Here is a 19,889-nt window from a genome sequence, read left to right on the forward strand (position 1 = left end):
GGGGCGTCACCCCTCTGGTCCACCCTCTACGGTGGGATACTCCGACACGCTCCTAGTGGGAGCTCATGTTCACCCGCTCGCGTTTCCAGACGCACGACATGGAGGAGCAGCACTGCGAGGAGCAGCACTGCGCCCTGAATCAGGTGGCGGAATGGATCGACACGGGCCGCCTCCGCACGACGCTCACCGAGACGCTCTCGCCCATCAACGCCGCCAACCTCCGCGCGGCGCACGCCCGCGTCGAGTCCGAGAAGATGGTGGGCAAGCTCGTCCTCACTGGGTGCCGCAGACACCCACCTTACAACATTTACACGTTAATCCAGGATGAGCCTGTGCTACGTCCTGGCACGGGAACATCCCCTGGAGAACGCATGAGTCTGATTCCACGTGGTGCACTGGCCCTCCTCCTGGCCCTGCTGCTGCCGGCTCCTTTCGCCGCCGCGCATGGCCGGTATTTCAACGACTCGACGAGCATTCCCACACACCATCCCAACTGGATGCGCTGGGTGCCGGACAGCACCCGGGTGTCGGCGCTCTCGCTGCCGGGCACGCACGACACCATGGCGGATGAGACGGAATGGTATGTCACCGTCTTCGAGCGCGCGTGGATCCTCACCCAGGGCGCGAATCTGCGCCCGCAGCTCGACGCGGGCGTGCGCGCCCTGGACATCCGCGCCCGCCACATCGGGAATGCCTTCACCATCCATCATGGTGCGTACTACCTGATGACCAACTTCGGTGACGTGCTGAACACCACGGTGCAGTTCCTCCAGGCCAACCCCACCGAAACCGTGCTCATGCGCGTCAAGAAGGAGCACACCGAGGAGAACAACAGCCGCTCCTTCGCCGCGACGTTCGAGTCGTATCGCGACGCCTACAGTCCCTATATCTGGCGGGGCACGCACGTGCCGGCGCTGGGCGAGGTGCGCGGGAAGATCGTCATCCTCGACGACTTCGATGGCGGCGACCACGGCATCAGCTGGAACAGCATCCGCCTGCAGGACGCGTGGGAGGAGACCAACACCACGAACAAGTGGAACCTGGCGCGCAACCACCTCGTGGCGGCCAACACGGGAGACATCAACTCGCTGTACGTCAACTTCCTGAGCGCCGCGGGCGCCGGGGGAACGCCCGCGGGGATCGCGGACGAGGTCAACGAGCAGGCGCTGCACTATCTGATGGGCGCCAACGTGCAGCGCACGGGCGTGGTGATGATGGACTTCCCGGGCGCGGGGTTGATCGACGCCATCATCGCCCACAACTTCCGTCTGGCCCCGAACGCGGCCGCCATCGGCGCGGACTTCAGCACGGCCTTCAACAACATCTCCTACGGCTGGCACGCCGATGGTGATGACAAGGCGAGGGATCGCCTCATCGAGGCGCGGACGTTCCTGGAGCACAAGCTGCCGGGCATGTACTGGCACGTGATCGTCTCGGGCACCCAGGGCGGCGACAACTGGGGCTACTCCGCGTCGCACCACGGGCTGTACCAGAAGTCGGATTGGGTGGATGGCTACAGCCACGTGGCCTTCAACACGCTGTCGGCCGACAGCGCGGTCAGCGAGAGCTTCCTGGCGAGCTACATCGACGGCCAGGTGGGAAGCCTGAGTGGTTCCGCGGAGAACCGGGCGGCGCAGCTGGCCTCCCGCGTGCGGGCCCGCTTCCCCTTCCAGTCCTGGACCGTCCTGGTGAAGCGCACCCCCGGTGGATTCAACAACTGGGCCTACACCTATTGGGGCGCCCACTACATGCGCTGGCACGGCGACTACGCCTACGCCGTGTGGGGCTACGGCGCCCAGGACGGCGTGTACCTGTACGAGCACGCGGGGTACCAGGGTGACGTCATCCACCTCACGGGTCCCACCTATGAGCTGGGCAGCCGGGGCTTCAACGATCGCACGTCCTCCGTGCGCCTCATCGGCAACTACCGGGCGAACATCTGGCAGCACGACAACTGGAGCGGCTCGGGACTGTACGTCACGCAGAACATCGACAACCTGGGCACCCAGTGGAATGACATCGCGTCCTCGCTGGAGGTCTGGCGCTACTGAGGACGCGGGCCACGGGCCACGCCCACGTGGGCGCTCGGACACACCCCGGGTGAAGCGAGAGGCCAGGGGGGCACCTATGGGGTGGCCCGCCAATTGCTGGTATGAGAGGGGCGCGCGGCCGCACCCCCTGTGCGGCACCTCTACCAGAGGGCCTCATGCTCCTCTCTCCTCTGTCACTCACCCTCCTGCTGCTCAACGCCGTCAGCCTCTCGCCCGCCTCCGTGCCGGCGAAGGGCAACCAGGAGTCGCTCGTCACGCTCGACCGCGCCTCGCGGGTGTTCATCACCGCGAGGACGCCCTCCGGCACCGCCTGTGAGATCGTCGATCACGTCCGCGGCCCCTTCGCCCAGAGTGGCGCCGCGGGGAGCTCCAACTGTGAGTTGGACCTCCTGCTGGACTCGGGCACCTACAAGCTGCGCCTGACGTCGCTGACGAAGGGCAAGGGCACCCAGGGCAAGGTGGACCTCAAGGCGGTGCCCTACACCGAGGACAACGCTCAGCCGGTGCTGCTGACGCCGGAGCGCGAGGTGCGCCAGGTGCTCGCCCCGCGCCACCAGGCCTCCTTCTGGTTGAAGTTGGACAAACGCCAGCCCGTCACCCTGCGGGTCTCCGGCCGCACCGTTGGCGATGTGCGGCTGTGGCGCAACGGCGCGTGGCTGGAGCCCGTGGCGGTGAAGGACGCCTCCACGCAGCCGCGCGCGGGGCAGCCCCAGTACGAGTGGTGGCTGGAGACCACGCTCGACCCGGGCACCTACCTGCTCACCACCTATGGCACGTCCCCGAAGCAGTGGACCGAGGGCCAGGAGGACAACACCCTCTCGGTGGCCTACGGATTCCCGAAGGCACCCGCGGAGCGCTCGCTGAGCGTCACCCTGCCCCCCTGGGGCATGACCGCGGTGGAGCTGCCCTCGGGGCCTTCCGCCGTCTTCCTGTCGCGGGACAGCGGCGGGCAATCCTCCAGCCGCGTGAGCCTCCACGGGGTGTCCGCCGAGGGCGCCAGCAACGTCACCGGGGGCTCGGAGGGGGGCTGCCAGATTCAGGGCAAGGCGCTCGTCCCGCAGTGCAGCGTGGTGGTGGGAGGCGCGGCCGCGAGCCGTCACGTGGCCATCCTCCGGGGTGAGCCCGGGACGCGGCTGACGTTGCAGTGGGCAGGCCTCCCCACGCGGGACCGTTACCTGGACGGCACCTACAGCCAGGGCGGGTCGACGCCGTACTTCGAGGCCCCCTCCAGCGGCGAGTTCCTGGTGGGACTGCACGAGGTGCCGTTGGATCCGGACAGCGCGCCCCTGGGGTGCATGCTGGAGACGACGTCCGGCATGGACTGGGTCCCCATGGGGTTCGACGGGCCCGAGGTGGGCCGCGAGCGCGCCTTCCGCCGGGCCTTCAACTACAACGGCTCGAACGCCACCGTCTGGTTCCGCGTGACGGGCTCCGGGCGCTACGTCTTCTCCACCAGCGGGGACCGCAAGAGCCGCTGCGAGCTGTACCAGGTGGACGGTGCCCGGCGCACGCGCATCACGGAGACGAATCCCTCGGGGCAGACGTGCCGCATCGCCCACACGGCCGGAGCCGGTCTGTATGAGCTGAAGCTGTACGGCGGCACCGAGGGCATCGAGCGGCTCACGCTGGCCCCCGAGGGCCGCGAGCCCCAGCAGGACACGCCCACCCGCACCGCGTGCCTCATGAAGGGCGTGAAGCTGCAGAAGGACTACGTCTACCGCGTCGTCGCCAACCGGAGCACGGGCAGCTCCCTGCGGGGACTCGTGCTGCGTCCGATGCCGCTCGCCCTCGGCGGACCCCTGCCGGTGGTGCTCGATGGCTCGCAGCCACTCGAGCTGCCCCTGGGCCCGGGCGGCGCCGTCGAGGTGCGCGCCTCCGGGAGCGAGCCCTTCACGTGTGCCCTGGGGAGCACCCGGGTGGAGGCACGGGACGGACGCTGCCAGCTTCCGGGCTCGGGCGGCACGCTCACGCTGTCCCAGCCGGGCGGCGCGGCCCTCAACCTGGTGGTGCACCGGCCCGGGCCGCCCCCGCCGCCTCCACCTCCGCTGAGCGCGTACTCGCCCGTCTTCCCGCCCCTGCCCTCGCTGAAGCCCTCCGAGCCCGCCTGGTTCGACTTCGAGCGCGGACAGTCGCACTCGCTCACCTTCGACGTGAAGAAGGAGGGCCTCTACCACGTGACGACGCAGGGCCTGCTGGCCACCGAGTGCAGCATCCGCACGCCGGTGGTGCCGCAGGTGGGCAGCGCCCAGGGTGGAGGGCGCGGGCGCAACTGCCTCGTGTCCACCTACCTGAGGCCCGGCCGCTACCTGCTCACCGCGAGGACGGTGAACCAGAGCAAGGGCCGCGGAGCCGTGCTGCTGGAGCGGCGCGAGCTGAAGACAGCCCAGGGCGTGCTCGCCGACGGCGAGGCCTTCTTCCGCGTGGAAGCGGGTGACCTCATCCAGCAGAAGCTCACGGTGCCGCGCGTCGCGGACTACACGCTGTCCACCGCCGCGCTGGGTGCGCGGCTCCAGTGCCGCCTGGATGACCCCCAGGGCTGGCCGGTGGTGACGGTGCCCACGCCCTGCGAGCAGCCGCTGCGGCTGGCCAAGGGCACCTACCTGTGGACGCAACTGCCGCTCACGGTGGAGTCCATGCGCCGCACCGCGCTGGAGCGCATCAAGCCCCCGGTGGTGCTCAAGGGCAACAAGGCGCATGCCGTGCGCTTCAACCAGTGGTACCGGGCGGACCTCGGCAAGGACGGCAAGGACGAGTTCACCTTCGAGGTGCCGGCGCGCATGGCCGTGTCCTTCTCCCTCAGCAATGGCATGCAGGGACGGCTCTACTCCACTGGCGCGGACGGCACGCGCAGGCCCGTGGACGTCATCGCTCCGCAGGGCACGTACACGCCCCCGCCTCCCGAGCCGGAGCCCGCGCCGGAGGGTGGGTATTCGGAGGCCCCCGAGTACTCGGAGGGCCAGCAGGAAGAGGAGTATTCCGAAGGAGAAGAGGCGCCTCCACCGAGCGAGGAGGAAGCTCCGGCCGCGCCCGTGATGCCCGTGCCGGTGATGCATGCCCAGCCCCCCTCGGGTCAGTCCCTCCAGCTCGAGCCCGGGCGCTACACACTGGTGTCCGAGCACAGCCGCGGGGACGTGGCCATCTCCTACACGCTGTACCTGCGCACGGAGGTGCTCGCTCCTTCCATGGTGAAGGACGTGAACGTCCCCGGCCGCCTGCCGCTGGTGCTGCCCGTGGACGGTACGCTGCGCCTCTTCACACGCGGCAGCACGGACGTGCGCTGCCGCCTCTTCGACGGCACGGGACGGCTCGCGGTGGAGAGCGCGGACCACGGCGCGGACTGGAACTGCGCCATCGCCGAGCCGCTTCCCGCGGGAAGCTACACGCTGGTGCTGGAGAGCCAGACGCAGCAGCCGGGCCCCTCGCGTGTCTCGGTGGAGCTGGCCACGGTGTCCGACGCCGGAGTGCTCGCCGAGGGTGGCACGCTGGACGTGGGCACCGGCGTGGTGCGCGCCACGCTGCCGCCCGTGCCCGCCGACACGCTGCAGCAGGTGGTGCTGAAGGCGAAGTCGGCCTTCTCCTGTGCCCTGGAGGACGAGCGCGGCGCGGTGGTGTCACGCGGCATGGACGTGCGCGAGTGCCGGCTGCTGCTCAAGCCGGGCACCTCGCCATGGCGCGTGCGCGTCTGGACGCTGGGCCAGCCCACGAAGGTGAGCACCAGCGTGGCCGCGCGGCCCCTGCGGCCCTTCTCCGGTGGGAGGATTCCGGCGGGCGAGGCCACGAGCGCACAGTTGCCGAAGCCCGGCCGCTACGAGACGGGCAACGGCGTCTACTGCCTGCCCGCCTCCTGGCAGGGACCCCTCAACCCGTGTGGCCCCGAGGCCTCGCTGGAGGCCGGTGACTGGGTGTTCGGCGTGCCCGGCGCCACCGCCGAAACGAAGCTCACCCTCTCCGAGCGCGTGGCCACGCTGGAGGACCCCGAGGAGCAGCGCGCCCCGCTGAGCCGGGACACCTCACTGCTGCGCCAGCGCTCGAAGCGGGAGGCCCTGCACCTGCTGCGCGTGAGCGTGCCCTTTGGAGATCCCGCCTACCCGGCGTGCCGGCTGGATGGAGGCGTGTCGCAGCAGCGCGGCTCCGCGTGCTACGCGGCCACCGGCCCCACCAGCGAGTCGCTCGCGCGCTGGTGGACGCCCGTGGCGGAGAAGGGCGAGGCCGCCGTCCAGCGGCTCTCCTTCCCCGTGCCCACGTCCGCCGTGCCGCTGACGCCCGGTCTGCAGGATCTGACGTGGAACGGCGGACCCGCCCTCCGCATGGTGATGCCCAGCGAGCCCGCGCGTGTGCAGCTCTCCCTTCCCCGGGAGGCGTGGGCCGTGCTGGTGGATGGCAAGGGCGCCGCGGTGGACCTGTGCCCACCCGGCGACACGCTCTCCCGCTGCATCCTGAGCGGCACGGGAGGCGCGGTGTTCCTCTGGTCCCCGTCCGAGTCCCGAGTGCAGACGGAAGTGCTCTCGGTGGAGGCGGCGAAGCCGGCCCTGCCGCTCGCGACCCTCTTCGAGGCCACCTCGCGCGTGCCCGGCCAGCAGGTGCTGGCCTTCGGAAGCTCGGAGGGCCCGCGCCAGCTGCGGGTGACGGGCGCGGAGCGGTGCATGACGACGCTCGACGACGGGACACGGCTGGAAGGCTGTGAGCTCCAGGTGCCACCCGGCCGCCGCGGCCAACTCCTGCTGGAGACGAACCCGGGCGGCGTGCGCGCGGTGCTCGCGGAGCCGGACGGGCTCGGCCTGGCCCTGCTGCCCCCGACGCCCAGGAGCAAGGTGCCCGAGCTGCACGCCGCGAAGGCCCTGGCTCTCTCCGGCGAGGTGGTGGAGCGCACCCTCACCGTGCCCGCCGACGCCGTCGTTCACCTGAGGGGCGACTCGGGCGTCTGCGGCCTCGCGAAGGACACCCACGTGCTCGTGGTGGCGGGCCTGGATCGCGGCTGCTCCGTGGATCGGCTGCTCACGGCCGGCACCTACCGGCTCGTGGTGCGAAGCTTCGCCAACCAGCCCCTCACCGGCAACGTCACCTGGACCCACGAGCCCGTGAAGGCGCTGACCGAGGGCGTGGCCCAGGCCGAGGGCTGGGTGGCCCCGGGCCAGACGCACTACTTCCGCTTCGACACCGCCTCGGCCGGCAACATCGGCCTGGGGCTGCAGGTGCCCGCCGAGGTGCTCCAGTGCACCGTGCTCGACACCGCCCAGCGCGTGCTGGGCGAGGGCTGCCAGCAATTCCTCGCCCTGGAGAAGGGCACGTACCTGCTCGCCATCCACGCTCCCAACACGCTGGAGCGTCCCCTCCCCTTCAAGCCCGTCCTCGTGGGACTCGCCGGTGCGAAGACCGGTGTCCCCGAGGAGTACCTGCGCGACTTCTTCAATCGCATCGGAGAGAACCCGTGATGCGCCTCGTGAACTCCCTGCTCTGCCTGCTCCTGGCGCTCGCGGCCGTCCCCGCGCGGGCGCAGGAGTACCGTCCGGCCGATGAGAGCCAGCGCCCCGAGGGCGGGGGGGTGAAGCTCCTCCCCGACCAGTTCCTGCGCGGCTTCGACCCGGTCACCGTCTACTTCCCCGACAACGCCGGCCCCGGCAAGCAGAGCGCGGACGATGGCGCGAAGCTGCTCAAGGTGGTGCCCTCGTGGCCCGGCCAGTGGTTCTGGGCGGACCGCAAGACGCTCCAGTTCCGTCCCGCCGAGCCCTGGCCCGCGCTGGCGCGCTTCTCCTTCGAGGCAGGCGGCACGCGCAAGATTCTCACCACGATGATGTCGGCGCCCTCGGCCATGTCGCCGCAGCCCGACAGCACGGACCTGAGGCCCTTCCGCACCCTCACGCTCACCTTCCCGCAGGCGCTGCCGCTCGAGTCGCTGCGCAAGATGCTCCGGCTGGAGGTGCGAGATCTGCCGGGCCTGGCGGACTCGCCCACGCGGGTGCTGAAGGACTGGACGCTGTCGCAGCTGCCGCGTGGCAGCCAGCGCGAGCAGGCCGTCTACGCCATCACGCTCGAGGAGGACGTGCCCGAGGGCAAGCAACTGCGCGTCAACGTCAGCCTCGCGTTGGGAGACGAGGACAAGGTGCTATGGGTGGGGCGGCTGTCCACGCGGCCGGCCTTCCACCTCCAGCAGGTGCAGTGCGGCAGGAGCCAGTTCTCGCTGACGGGTGGAGCCTCCACGCCCCGGGACATGGCGCTCGCGTGCGGCAACCAGGGAGACCTGCCGCAGCTCGTCTTCTCCGCGCCGGTGGAGGGCCTGTCGCTCACCACGCTCAAGAAGCTGGTGCGGCTGGAGCCCGCGGTGCCGGACCTGCACTACCAGGCGTACGGCAGCCGCGTGGCACTGCGCGGCCGGTTCGTCCCGGACACGCTGTACCGCATGCGCATTGGCGCCGCGCCCATCCGCGACGACAGCGGCCGGCCACTGAGGGACCCCGGCGATCTCCAGGTCTTCTTCCACCTGGACTTCAAGCAGCCCTTCCTGCGCTGGATGCAGGGCACCGCGCTGGTGGAGGCGAAGGGCCCGCGCATGCTGCCGCTGCAAGGCTACGGTGATGCGCGGGCGGACGTGCGCATCTACCGGGTGGATCCGCTGCACCCCGGCCTGTGGCCCTTCCCCAACCGGCCCATCGTCATCAACGAGCAGAGCGCCCCGCCCTTCCCCGGCGAGGAGCCCCAGGTGAGGCCCACGCCCGGCTACATCGGCGAGGACGAGCTGAGGGCGCACATCCGCCTGCTGGGCACGCCGCTCGTCTCCAAGCTGGTGGACCTGCCGCTGCCCAAGAAAGGTGGCACCACCACGTTCGGCCTGGACCTGGCGACCCTGCTCGATCCGGTGGTGGGCAAGGTGAGGCCGGGCACGTACCTCGTGGGCCTGCGGCGGCTCACCGGCGCCCCCGAGCGCTCCTACGTCCGGGTGCAGATCACCAACCTGTCGCTGAGCACGGTGGAGGAGCGGGACAAGGCCGTCTTCTTCGTGCGCACGCTGGACGGGGCGCAGGAGGTGAAGGGCGCGCGCATCGTGATCGAAGGCCAGCGCAACGTGCCGGATCCGAAGCACAAGGGCTCGTTCATCCAGGAGGCCTTCACGCACGAGCTCACCACGGACGGCACTGGCCGGGCGACGCTCGGCCCGCAGCCCTCGTGGATACAGCTCCAGCGCGTCACCGTGCGCAACGGCGAGGACATCCTCGTGTTGGATCCGCGCGAGGCCCCGGCGTCCTTCGCCAACAACCACTGGTCGCCGTCCTCGGGCTGGCTGGAGTGGCTGTCGCAGCAGACGCCGCCGCCGCCGAATGACGGGCTGCGCGGCTTCCTCTTCACCGAGCGCCCCATCTACCGGCCGGGAGAGAAGGTCTACCTCAAGGGCTTCCTGCGCAACGAGGTGGGCGGTGACTTCGTGGCCCCCGAGGAGGCGAAGAAGTACGCGCTGCGCGTGGATGGTCCGGGCGAGCAGACGTGGGCGCTGCCGCTGAGCTTCACCGCGCTGTATGGCTTCTCCGCCGAGTTCCAGGAGAAGGACGCGCCCACCGGCGAGTACTACGCGGTGCTCTCCGAGGTGCGCACGGGGCAGACGCTGGCGCGCCGGAAGTTCCAGATCGAGGCCTACCGCATCCCCACCTTCGAGGTGCAGCTGTCCAGCCCCGCCACGGTGCGGCTGGATGGGCCCTTCAAGGTGAAGGCGGTGGCGCGCTACTACGCGGGCGGCAACGTGGCCGGGCAGCCCATCGCGTGGACGGTGACGCGCCGCCCCTACTACTACGTGCCCAAGGGGCGCGAGGGCTTCCTCTTCGCCTCCAGCAACCAGTTCGCCCGCGAGGGACAGAGCCGCGCCCCCGAGGCGATGACGCGCAACGCGACGCTGGACGACAACGGCGCGGACGAGATGAGCGTCAACCCGGCGTTGGACCTGGACGGCTCGGCGCGCATCTACCGCTTCGAGGCCACCGTCACCGGCGCGGACAACCAGCCCGTCTCGGCGGCGCAGGACGTGAAGGCCCTGCCGCCCTTCGTGCTGGGCTTGAAGCTGCCGCGCTACTCGGACAAGCCCTTCACGCTCACGCCGGACATCATCGCCGTGGGCGTCAACGACAAGCTGGTGAAGGGCCAGGAGGTGCAAGTACGCCTCTACAGGCGCATCTGGCACAGCCAGCTGAGGGAGACGAGCTTCGCCACCGGCGATGCCCGCTACGTCACCGAGCAGGAGGACGTGAAGCTCGCCGAGAAGACGATCACCACCACGGAGGACAAGGCCGTGTCCCCGGCCTTCGAGCTGAAGGAGGCGGGCGTATACGTGGTGGAACTGGTGGCGCGCGACAAGCTGGGCCGCGTGCAGACGCTGTCGGCGGACCTGTACGTGGGAGGCCAGACGCCCATCGCGTGGCAGAAGTCGCGCCAGGGCGTGTTCGGGCTCACCCCGGACAAGACCTCGTACAAGCCGGGCGAGACGGCGCGCCTCATCCTCCAGAGCCCCTTCCAGGAGGGCCGCGCGCTGGTGGTGGTGGAGGAGCCGGGCGGCAACACGTACACCTGGCACGACGTGTCCGGTGGCAAGGCGGTGCACGAGCTGGCCATCCGGGCGCAGCACGTGCCCAACATCCCGGTGCACGTGTTGTTGATGCGGGGACGGCTCGGCGAGGGGGACAAGGACGACTCGCGCTACCGGCCGCAGACGCTCGGGGCATCGGTGGACGTGAAGGTGGAGCCGGTACGCAACCAGGTGCTGGTGGACATCAAGCACCCCGAGACGGCGCGCCCCGGGGCCACCGTCCCGGTGGAGCTGACGCTCAAGGATGACCAGGGCAAACCGCTGGCCGGAGAAGTGACGCTGTGGCTGGTGGACGAGGCCGTGCTGTCGCTCGCGCCGGAGGGGACGCTCAACCCGCTGGATGAGCTCATCAAGCCGAACGCGCGCGGCACCACGCTGCGCGACACACGCAACAGCCTGGTGGGCAAGCTCTTCGAGCAGGAGGAAACACCCGGCGGAGACGGCAGCGAGGAGGAGCAGGAAGGCGGCGGCAAGCGCGTGGTGCGCAAGAACTTCCAGACGGTGCCGTACTACCAGGCCACGTTGCAGGTGCCAGCATCCGGCAAGCTGACGGTGCAGGTGCCGCTGTCGGACGACCTCACCAACTTCCGCGTGCGCGCGGTGGCCATCTCCGGGCTGCAGCGCTTCGGGTACAAGCAGACGGTGTTGCGCGTGCGGCTGCCGGTGCTGGTGCAGCCGCAGCTCCCGCGCTTCGTGCGCCAGGGAGACCGCTTCTGGGGCGGCGCGGTGGGCCGCGTGGTGGAGGGCAACGGAGGCCCCGGCTCGGTGGCGGTGAAGGTGTCGGGTCCGGCGGACGTGCAGCCGCTGAACCAGAACGTGGAGCTGCAGGCCAACCGGGCCATGAGCTTCGTCACCCCCATCACCGTGAAGAACGCGGACGTGTCCGAGCCGCAGTCGCTGAAGGTACGCGTGGATATCGAGCGCAAGGCGGACAAGGCGGGAGACGCCTTCGAGGTACAGCTGCCCGTGCTGCCGGACCGCACGGTGGAGCACTTCGCGTACTTCGACACGCTGAACGCGGGCACCACCCCGCTCAAGCCGCTGCCCGAGCCGGCGCGTCCGGGCACGGCGTCGCAGGATGTGTTCATCACCGCCATCCCCGGCGTGCTGGAGATGATCTCCGGCATGGAGTACCTGGCCGAGTATCCGCACGGCTGCCTCGAGCAGAAGCTGTCACAGCTCTACCCGGACGTGGCCATGGCCGCGGTGCTGAGGGACCTGGGAGTGCGCACTCTCTTCGGCAAGCAGATCGACAAGAACGTGCAGCGCATGCAGGACGAGATGCCGCTCTACCAGGATGACCAGGGGCTGATGGCCTTCTGGCCGGGAGGACCGGGCGACGTGCAGGTGACGGCGCTGGCGGTGGAGTTCCTGGACGCGGCGCGGCGCGCGGGCCTGAAGGTGGACGAGAAGGTGCAGACGCGCGCGGTGGAGGCCCTCAAGCGCTCGCTGCGCAGCACCTATCCGGGCCTGGTGCAGGAGTGGCGCTACAACCAGCAGACGGCGGCGCTGCGAGCCCTCACCCGCGTGGGTGCGCTGGACCAGCACTACCTCGTGGACCTCTTCCAGCTGCGCGAGCGCCTGGACATCCAGAGCCTGGCGGACCTGGCCTCGACCATGCTCTCCCAGCCCTCGGTGTACCGCTCCAACCTGGATGCGCTGCGCAACGAGCTGTGGGACAGCGTCATCATCAAGCTGAACAAGGGCAAGCCCGTCTTCGAGGGCCTCAAGTGGCGCCGCGACGCATGGGGCTACTACGGCTACCTCGGCTCGCGGACCGCCAGCGTGGCGGCCGTCTTCGAGGCCCTGGTGCGGCTGTCCCCGGAGGACTCGCGGCTGGATCAGCTGCGTGACGCGCTCCTGTCCTACGGGAACGCGGAGAAGGGCTTCGGCAGCACCTTCGAGAACCGCCGGGCCATCGGCGCGCTGGCGCTGTACCTGGAGAAGGCGAAGCCCGCGGTGCCGGACACCACGGTGACGCTGACCTCGGGCGCCGCGCTCAAGGTGAACAAGAACACGAAGACGGCCCGCGCCGAGGTGGCCAGTGACGCTCAGCAGACCGCCACCGTGAAGGGAGGGCCCGTGGGCATGCGCATGGAGGCCCGGTACATCCCGGCCACCCCGGGAGACAAGGTGACGCCGCTCAAGCAGGGCTTCATCGTCTCGCGCGGCGCCACCTGGCTGCACGCGGATGGCTCCGAGGAGACGCGCTTCGACGACGCCTCGGGCGAGGTGAAGGAGCTGAAGGTGGGCGACATCCTCGAGCTGCACACGCGCATCGTCACCGAGGAGGATCGCGTCCACGTGGCGCTGGTGGTGCCCTTCGCGGCGGGCCTCGAGCCCCTCAACCCGGAGCTGGCGAACGCCTCCTCGGACGCGAAGCCGTCGCAGGCGGACTCGCTCAAGCCGGCCTACGTGCAGCGGCTGGACAACGAGGTGCGCTACTACTTCCTGCAGATGCAGCGCGGTACGCACACCTTCCACTTCCGGGTGCGCGCCGCCACCGAGGGCTCCTTCGTGCACCCGGCGCCCTGGGCCGAGCTGATGTACCGCGAGTCGATCCGTGGCCGCGGCGAGGGCCTGCGCATCGTGGTGAAGGGAGAGCATGAGAAGTAGGCGGACACGCGGGGCGGCGGTGCTCGCCCTGGTGCTGCTGGGGGCGGGGGTGTGGTTCGCCTCCAGCCTCCAGAAGGGGCTGCTCGGCTACGAGCCCTCGCGCCTCGTGCTGGACCGGCGGGGCGCGTACCTGGGCGAAGTGCCCGGGACGGGCGGAGAGCTCGGCTACTGGCCGGTGCCCTACGTGCTGCCCGAGCGCATCGTCCAGGCGACGCTCATCACCGAGGACCGGCACTTCTACGAGCACCCGGGCGTCCACCTGCCCTCGGTGGGGCGGGCCCTGGTGCAGAACGTGCGCAACCTGCGCGTCATCTCGGGGGCGTCCACCCTGGCGATGCAGGTGGCGCGGATGCAGACGCCCGGGGAACGCACGGCGTGGCGCAAGGTGCGCGAGGCGGTGGAGGCACTGCTGCTCGTGCACGGACACGGCCACGAGAAGGTGCTCCGCCAGTACCTGGCCATCGCTCCGTATGGAAACCGGGTGCACGGCGTGGCACGTGCGGCGCGGCTCTACTTCGACAAGCCGGTGGAGGACCTGTCCTGGGCGCAGGCCGCCTTCCTCGCGGGGCTGCCCCAGCTCCCCGGGCGGATGAACCCATACACCGAGGATGGCCTGCGGCGCGCCCGCAAGCGCAGCCACCGCATCCTCCGCGCGCTGCACGAGCGGGGCGCTCTGTCCCGGGAGGAATTGGAGCAATCACTCCAGGCGGACCTGGGCCTGGTGCCCCGGCCCCAGCGCATGCCCGAGGCGCTGCACGCGGTGCTGGAGTGGAGCGGGCTGGCCAGTGCCCGGGCCGAGCCCATCTCCACGGCCACGCTGGACCTGGAGGTGCAATCGAAGGTGGCGAGCATCCTCCAGCGGAACCTGAACCGGCTGGACGGCGCGGGAGCGGGCAACACGGCGGCGCTGGTGGTGGACACGGAGACGGGCGACATCCTCGCGTACGTGGGCTCCCGGGACTTCTTCAACCAGGAGCACCGGGGCGCCATCGACTTCGTGAAGCAGCGGCGCTCTCCCGGCTCCACGCTCAAGCCCTTCATCTACGGGCTGGCGCTGGAGAAGGGCATCGTCACCGCCGCCACCGAGCTGGCGGATACGCCCATGGACGTGCGGGTGGAGAATGGCCGCTCTTACCTGCCGGAGAACATCAACCACTCCTTCCTGGGGCCCATGCTGCTGCGCGAGGCGCTGGGCAACTCACGCAACATCCCCGCCCTGCGCGTGCTGGAGCGGGTGGGCGTGGAGCCAACGCTGCGCTTCCTGGAGAAGGCGGGCGTGGGCGGCATCTCCTACGAGCCGGACCGCTACGGCCTGGGCCTGGCGGTGGGAAACCTGCACGTCACGCTGGAGGAACTGACGGAGCTGTACCTGGTGCTCGCCCATGAGGGGGAGACGCGCTCGCTGCGGCGCTTCACCGACGAGCCCAGGGTGCCCTCGCGCAGGTTGATGACGCGCGAGTCGGCCCAACTGGTGCGCCACATGCTCGCGGACCCACTGGCGCGGCGGCCGTCGTTCCCCGTGGGCAGCTCGCTGGATTACCCCTACGCGGTGGCGGTGAAGACAGGCACCAGCCAGGGCTACCGCGACGCCTGGGCCATGGCGTTCAGCGACCGGCTGCTCGTGGCGGTGTGGGTGGGCAACCACGACTGGCGCCGGATGAATGGCGTGGGCGGGCTGCTCGGCGCGGCCAACGCGGTGCACGAGATTTTCGACGCGGTGATGCCGGACTGGCGCCCGTACCGGCCGGTGCTCGACACCTTCCCGCCCCCCACGGGCGCGCTGGCCATGGACGTGTGCCCGCTGTCGGGCCGGCTGGCGGGGCCGGAGTGTCCCCACCGCAAGAGCGAGTGGTTCGTCCCCGGCACGGCCCCGGCGGAGAGCTGCCCCTTCCACGCGAAGGTTCGGCTGGATCGGCGCAACGGCCTGAGGGCGGGCCCCTCCTGCCCGGAGCGCGAGGTGGTGACGCGGGTGATGCTGGCCCTGCCGGAAGAGTACGAACAATGGGCGCGGCGGCAGCACCTGGACATCGCGCCGCTGCGGGAGAGCCCGCTGTGCCCGAGCCACCCCGAGGAGCTGGAACCCAAGGTGGCCATCCGCGAGCCGCGGGGCACGGTGCGGCTGCTGTATGACCCGGACACGCCGGCCTCGGCCTCGACACTGAGGCTGGCGGCGGATGTGACGCCGAGTACGGAGCCGATTGTCTGGATGGTGGATGGCGTGCCGGTGGCGGAGGTGGGCTACCCGCACGAGTTCCGCTGGAGCCTGCGGCCGGGGCAACACGTCATCACCGCGGCCATGGTGCACCGCCCCCAGGTCAGCCAGCCGGTGACGGTGGTGGTCGAGGACTGACGGAGTAGAATCCGTTGCCCCTTCTGGACCTGCCCATGAGCCTGCCCCTGAGGTTCCACCTCGATGATCTCTCCGGAGAGCCGGCCCGCGCCCTGATCGCGAGGCACCTCTCCGGCATGCACGCGAACTCTCCCCCGGAAAGCGTGCACGCCTTCGACATCGACAAGCTGCGGCAACCCGGCGTGACGTTCTGGTCCGCCTGGTACGGAGAGGAGATCGCCGGCTGCGGAGCGCTCAAGCACCTCGACGCCTGGCGCGGTGAGCTCAAGTCGATGCGCGTGGCCGATGCCTTCCTTGGCCGTGGGGTCGGAAGGGCGATGCTCGAGCACCTCATCGCGGAGGCGAGGAAGAGGGGTATGCGAAGCCTGTGGCTGGAGACGGGCTCGTCCGCGGCGTTCATCCCCGCGCTCCGGCTCTACGAAAGCGCGGGCTTCGTCCGCTGCGGTCCGTTCGACGGTTACACCGACGACCCCTTCAGCGTCTTCATGACGCGGGAACTCTGACCCAGGAGCCGTGAAGGACTGACCCGGCGAGTCTGTTCGAGCCCGGAAGTGGGTGCTATAGCCCAGCCCGTGACTGCAAACGCCCTGAGCTGGTCCGTCTGCCCCGTCTGCGAAGCGCGAGAGGCCACCTCCTACGTCTCCTTCCCCGAGCTGGAGTTCGGACGCTGCGTCGCGTGTGGCGTCGTCTACAAGCGCTCGGAGCAGCCCAACATCCGGCCCGCCGGGTTCTACGAGCAGAGCTACTTCCACGGCCGCAAGTCGGGCCGGGACAAGCGCTTCGAGCACCGCGTGCACAAGGCCATGCGGCACCTCCAGGGCCCTCTCCAATTCGTCCAGGCCCGCAGCCTGCTCGATATCGGTTGCTCCTTCGGGTACGTCATCGAAGCCGGCCGCCGGCTGGGTCTGGAGAGCGCCGGATGTGACATCTCCCAATACGCCGTCAACGTCTGCAACGAGCGCGGCTACCGGGCCAAGGTGGCCAATCTGGAGCAGCTGCCCTTCGAGACGGGCGAGTTCGACATCGTGGTGATGAAGCACGTGCTGGAGCACACCCCCCAGCCCCGCCAGGCGCTCCAAGAGGTGACGCGCGTGCTGAGTCCCGGAGGCGTGGTGATGGTGGCGGTGCCGGACCTGGGATACTGGAAGGGTGATTACCAGAGGAAGAGCTACCGTTATTTCCGCCCGGATGATCTGGGACAGCAGCACTACGTCTATTACACGGACGACAGCCTGCGGCGGTTGCTGGAGCACAGCGGCTTCGAGGTGCTGGCGCAGTCCAAGGCCGTCTTCCACGAGAAGCGTGCGAGGAAGAATCCCCTCCTGCGCGTGGGCGAGGCCCTGCGTTTCGGGGGGGTGTGGGCCTGGGCGAAGAGCGCCAAGGCTCTGAGGATGCGGCGCGAGCTCTTCTTCATCGCCCGGAAGAAGTAGGCTCCCAACGCATGTACCAGCTCCTCACCTCGCTCGAGGTGAAGCGCTTCGACGTGGAGGCCGCCTACCTCGGCTGATCTAGGATCGGGGTCCATGAGAGTGATTCCCTGGCTTCTGATGGCCTTCCTCGTTCCCGCCTGCCATGCCCCACGGGCGGACACGGTCCCGGGAGAGTCCCCGGCCTGTGTGCTCGACGCCCAGCCCGAGGTCATCGCGGTACCCAACCCCAAACCGGGCGAGCTGAACGAGTTCTTCGATCTGCCCGACTCACCCGCGTGGTGGGCACCAGCGCCGATGGACGCCGAGCGCGAGCAGTACCGGGCGGCGCTCGTGGCCCGGCTCGGTGCCGAGGGCCTGGAGCAGCGTGCCCTGATGGAGCGGCAGCACGCCCTCCATACCGCGATGACGGGCAAGCCCATGCAGCGGGAGGCGGAGAACACCGGACGTGTCCTGGATGGAAGCGCCGGGAAGAAGGGCCCCGCGAGTTGCCTGGAATGGCGGCTATTCCAGCGTCAGGCGCGGCGCTACCCCATGCTCGAGCGCCCCACCGAGTTCGGCGCCTACATCCTGCGCGGGCACGGGCGGCTGCGGGTGTACCTCTCGGGAGGCGACAGCGTCGGTGGGCCGCTGCGGCACGAGGTGAGCGGCCGGGTGGCGGCGGATGCCTCCAATGGTTTCGCGCCCCTGGCACATCTCCACAACCACCCCTTCATGTTCGACCGGAAGGTGGGAGACCGCACCTACGCCAACGAGGACTCGGTGAAGGACATCGGCGGAGCGCTCGCCCCCAGCCTCACGGACGTACATGCCTGGCGCAACATGCGCGAGGGGTTCGGCCTGAAGGGGGCATGGTTGACCAACGGGCTGGACAGCATCCACTACACGTCCGAGGATTTCGACCGGCTCTCCGCCTGGGATTGAGCACCCGCAATCCAGGGGGGTTGACGCACCCCACCCGCTCTTCGCAGCATGGATACCCGCGCATGCACGTCCCTCCCGTCTACCGCCGATGGGTCACCTGCCCCGAGCCGCGCCCCAAGGCCAGCTTGCGGCTGTTCTGCTTCCATTTCGCTGGAGGTGACGCATCCGTCTTCCGGCTGTGGGCCAAACAGCTGCCCATCTCCATCGAGGTCTGCCCCATCGAGCTGCCGGGCCGCGCCACGCGCCAGAAGGAAGCCCCCATCACCCGCTTCCCCGAGCTGCTCGACAAACTGGCGAGCATGATGCTCCCCTTCGTCAAGCAGAAGCCCTTCGCCCTCTTCGGGCACAGCTTCGGCGGCGTCACCGCCTTCGAGCTGACACGCTGGATGCGGCGCAACAACGCCCCCCTGCCCGTGCACCTCTTCCTGTCGGCCAGCCCGGCCATGCACCTGCGCAAGGGCCCCCCGCCCCCGCTCAGCCACCTGTCGGACAAGGAGTTCCTCAAGGAGGTCGCCGCCCGGTTCGGCACGCCCCTGGAGGTGCTCTACAGCGAGGACTTCCGGCTCGGGGTGCTGCCCGCGCTGCGCACGGACGCGCTCGTCGGCGAAAGCTACCGGTATGCCCCCGAACCCCCGCTGAACGTGCCCATCTCGTCCTTCGGCGCCAAGGAGGACAAGGAAGTCAGCCAGGAGGAGGCCGAGTCCTGGCGCCAGCAGACCACCGGGCGCTTCCAGTTGCGCATGTTCCAGGGCAGCCACCTGTTCCTCTCCACCGAGCGGCCCCGCATCTACAAGGCCCTGCTCGAGGACCTGGCGCCGCAATTTCAGTGACGGGGCACGTGTTTCCCGGCATCTACCGCCCGCCCCCGGCCTCTCCGGTCACCAGGCGGGCGGCCTCCGAGGAAAGCGCACGTGCTCATCCGGTATTCCGAGTGGAAGAAACCCACCGACGCGGCCTACGCCTTCCAGCTCCGCGCCGTGGGTCCCGGGCAGGCGGGCGCCTTCTCCCCGGCCATCCCCGGTACCGGCCTGCGCCGGGACATCCGCGAGGTGGCCCGCGAGGTCCTCACGGACGGTGAGGCGGAGCGCTTCGAGCAGCGGGTGCAGCGGTGGCAGGGCCCCGAGGACGTGCTCGGAGACGCGGGCGAGAAGCCCTACGAGGGCCAGCAGCTCACCTTCGAGGAGTCCCCGTGGCGCGACACGCTGACGATGCGTGACGTCGACGCGGTGATGCGCGGCCACGTCCAGGTGATGCGGAGCCCCACCGGACAGGCCGACTACGTGCTGCGCGATCACCACATGCTCGACGTGGCCCTGTACCACTACCGGACGACGGGCGAGCTGCCGCGCACCCTCTTCCACGCGGACCGGCACTCCGACTGGTGCAAGGACAGCTTCCTGGAGTCGCGTGTGCCGCCACAGGCCGCCACCTGGTGGAGGCTCTTCGAGGGGCTGAAGCGGCCGGAGGGCTCGGCGCCCGTCCTCACCGAGGAGGACATCTTCTTCACCACCGCCAAGGCCGATCCGACGGCGAAGATGACGGGCCGGGACGTGGGCTTCTCCACGCTCGTCCCCTGGTTCGTGGATACCTCGGCGCTGCACTGGCGGCAGGTGCTGGAGCGGCCCGAGGTCCCTCGAGCCGATTGGGTGTCGCTGGACCTGGACTACTTCCAGCCCGCGCCGCAGTTGCGGTTGAGCGGGGGGCTGATACGGGACTCGCGCTTCCACGGGATGATGGCGCGGGCACGGGTGCGCGTCTTCGTGCTCTCGCCCCAGTTCACCAACGGGGGCGACAAGGTGGACCCGTGGGAGGTCCAGGGCAGCCTCCACTCGTCGCTGCGGCTGTTGAACCTGCTGCGCCGGCTGCCCGGCAACGTGCGTCGCCGCCCCTGAAAAGCGGAACGGGCGGCCCCCCCGCGTGGAGAGAGCCGCCCGCCCTTCACTCCCTACCGTCCG

At 69.9% G+C, this 19,889-nt stretch carries 9 protein-coding genes; all 9 read left to right on the forward strand.

Annotation, left to right across the window (positions count from 1 at the left end):
- The first annotated feature begins 65 nt into the window (after nucleotides 1-65).
- The 9 genes from BO221_RS33360 (at nucleotide 66) to BO221_RS33400 (ending at nucleotide 19,826) form a co-directional block, all read left to right on the forward strand.
- Nucleotides 66-2,051, forward strand: a complete 1,986-nt coding sequence (locus BO221_RS33360; protein ID WP_083681738.1) for a phosphatidylinositol-specific phospholipase C domain-containing protein — start codon at nucleotides 66-68, stop codon at nucleotides 2,049-2,051.
- Nucleotides 2,052-2,206: 155 nt separating this feature from the next.
- Nucleotides 2,207-7,483: a hypothetical protein gene (locus BO221_RS33365; protein ID WP_073564912.1), complete on the forward strand. Its 5,277-nt coding sequence runs from the start codon at nucleotides 2,207-2,209 to the stop codon at nucleotides 7,481-7,483.
- Nucleotides 7,483-13,233, forward strand: a complete 5,751-nt coding sequence (locus BO221_RS33370) for an MG2 domain-containing protein (RefSeq protein ID WP_073564913.1) — start codon at nucleotides 7,483-7,485, stop codon at nucleotides 13,231-13,233. Before BO221_RS33365 ends, BO221_RS33370 begins: the two co-directional genes overlap by 1 nt.
- Entirely contained in the window at nucleotides 13,223-15,583 is a 2,361-nt protein-coding gene (gene pbpC, locus BO221_RS33375) for a penicillin-binding protein 1C (RefSeq protein WP_083681740.1), read from the forward strand. Before BO221_RS33370 ends, pbpC begins: the two co-directional genes overlap by 11 nt.
- A gap of 35 nt (nucleotides 15,584-15,618) precedes the next feature.
- Nucleotides 15,619-16,086: a GNAT family N-acetyltransferase gene (locus BO221_RS33380; RefSeq protein WP_233166362.1), complete on the forward strand. Its 468-nt coding sequence runs from the start codon at nucleotides 15,619-15,621 to the stop codon at nucleotides 16,084-16,086.
- A 69-nt stretch (nucleotides 16,087-16,155) separates the two neighbouring features.
- Nucleotides 16,156-17,013 (forward strand): bifunctional 2-polyprenyl-6-hydroxyphenol methylase/3-demethylubiquinol 3-O-methyltransferase UbiG, encoded by an 858-nt coding sequence (locus BO221_RS33385; protein WP_073564915.1) that lies wholly within the window; start codon nucleotides 16,156-16,158, stop codon nucleotides 17,011-17,013.
- 93 nt (nucleotides 17,014-17,106) lie between these two features.
- Nucleotides 17,107-17,934 (forward strand): hypothetical protein, encoded by an 828-nt coding sequence (locus tag BO221_RS55030; RefSeq protein ID WP_158079957.1) that lies wholly within the window; start codon nucleotides 17,107-17,109, stop codon nucleotides 17,932-17,934.
- Between the two features lie 62 nt (nucleotides 17,935-17,996).
- Complete coding sequence (locus BO221_RS55035) at nucleotides 17,997-18,764, forward strand: thioesterase II family protein (protein ID WP_073564917.1); 768 nt, start codon at nucleotides 17,997-17,999, stop codon at nucleotides 18,762-18,764.
- An 81-nt stretch (nucleotides 18,765-18,845) separates the two neighbouring features.
- Nucleotides 18,846-19,826 (forward strand): hypothetical protein, encoded by a 981-nt coding sequence (locus BO221_RS33400; protein WP_233166363.1) that lies wholly within the window; start codon nucleotides 18,846-18,848, stop codon nucleotides 19,824-19,826.
- Nucleotides 19,827-19,889 lie beyond the last annotated feature (63 nt).

It is taken from the genome of Archangium sp. Cb G35, assembly GCF_001896145.1.
Classification (GTDB): Bacteria; Myxococcota; Myxococcia; order Myxococcales; family Myxococcaceae; genus Archangium; species Archangium violaceum.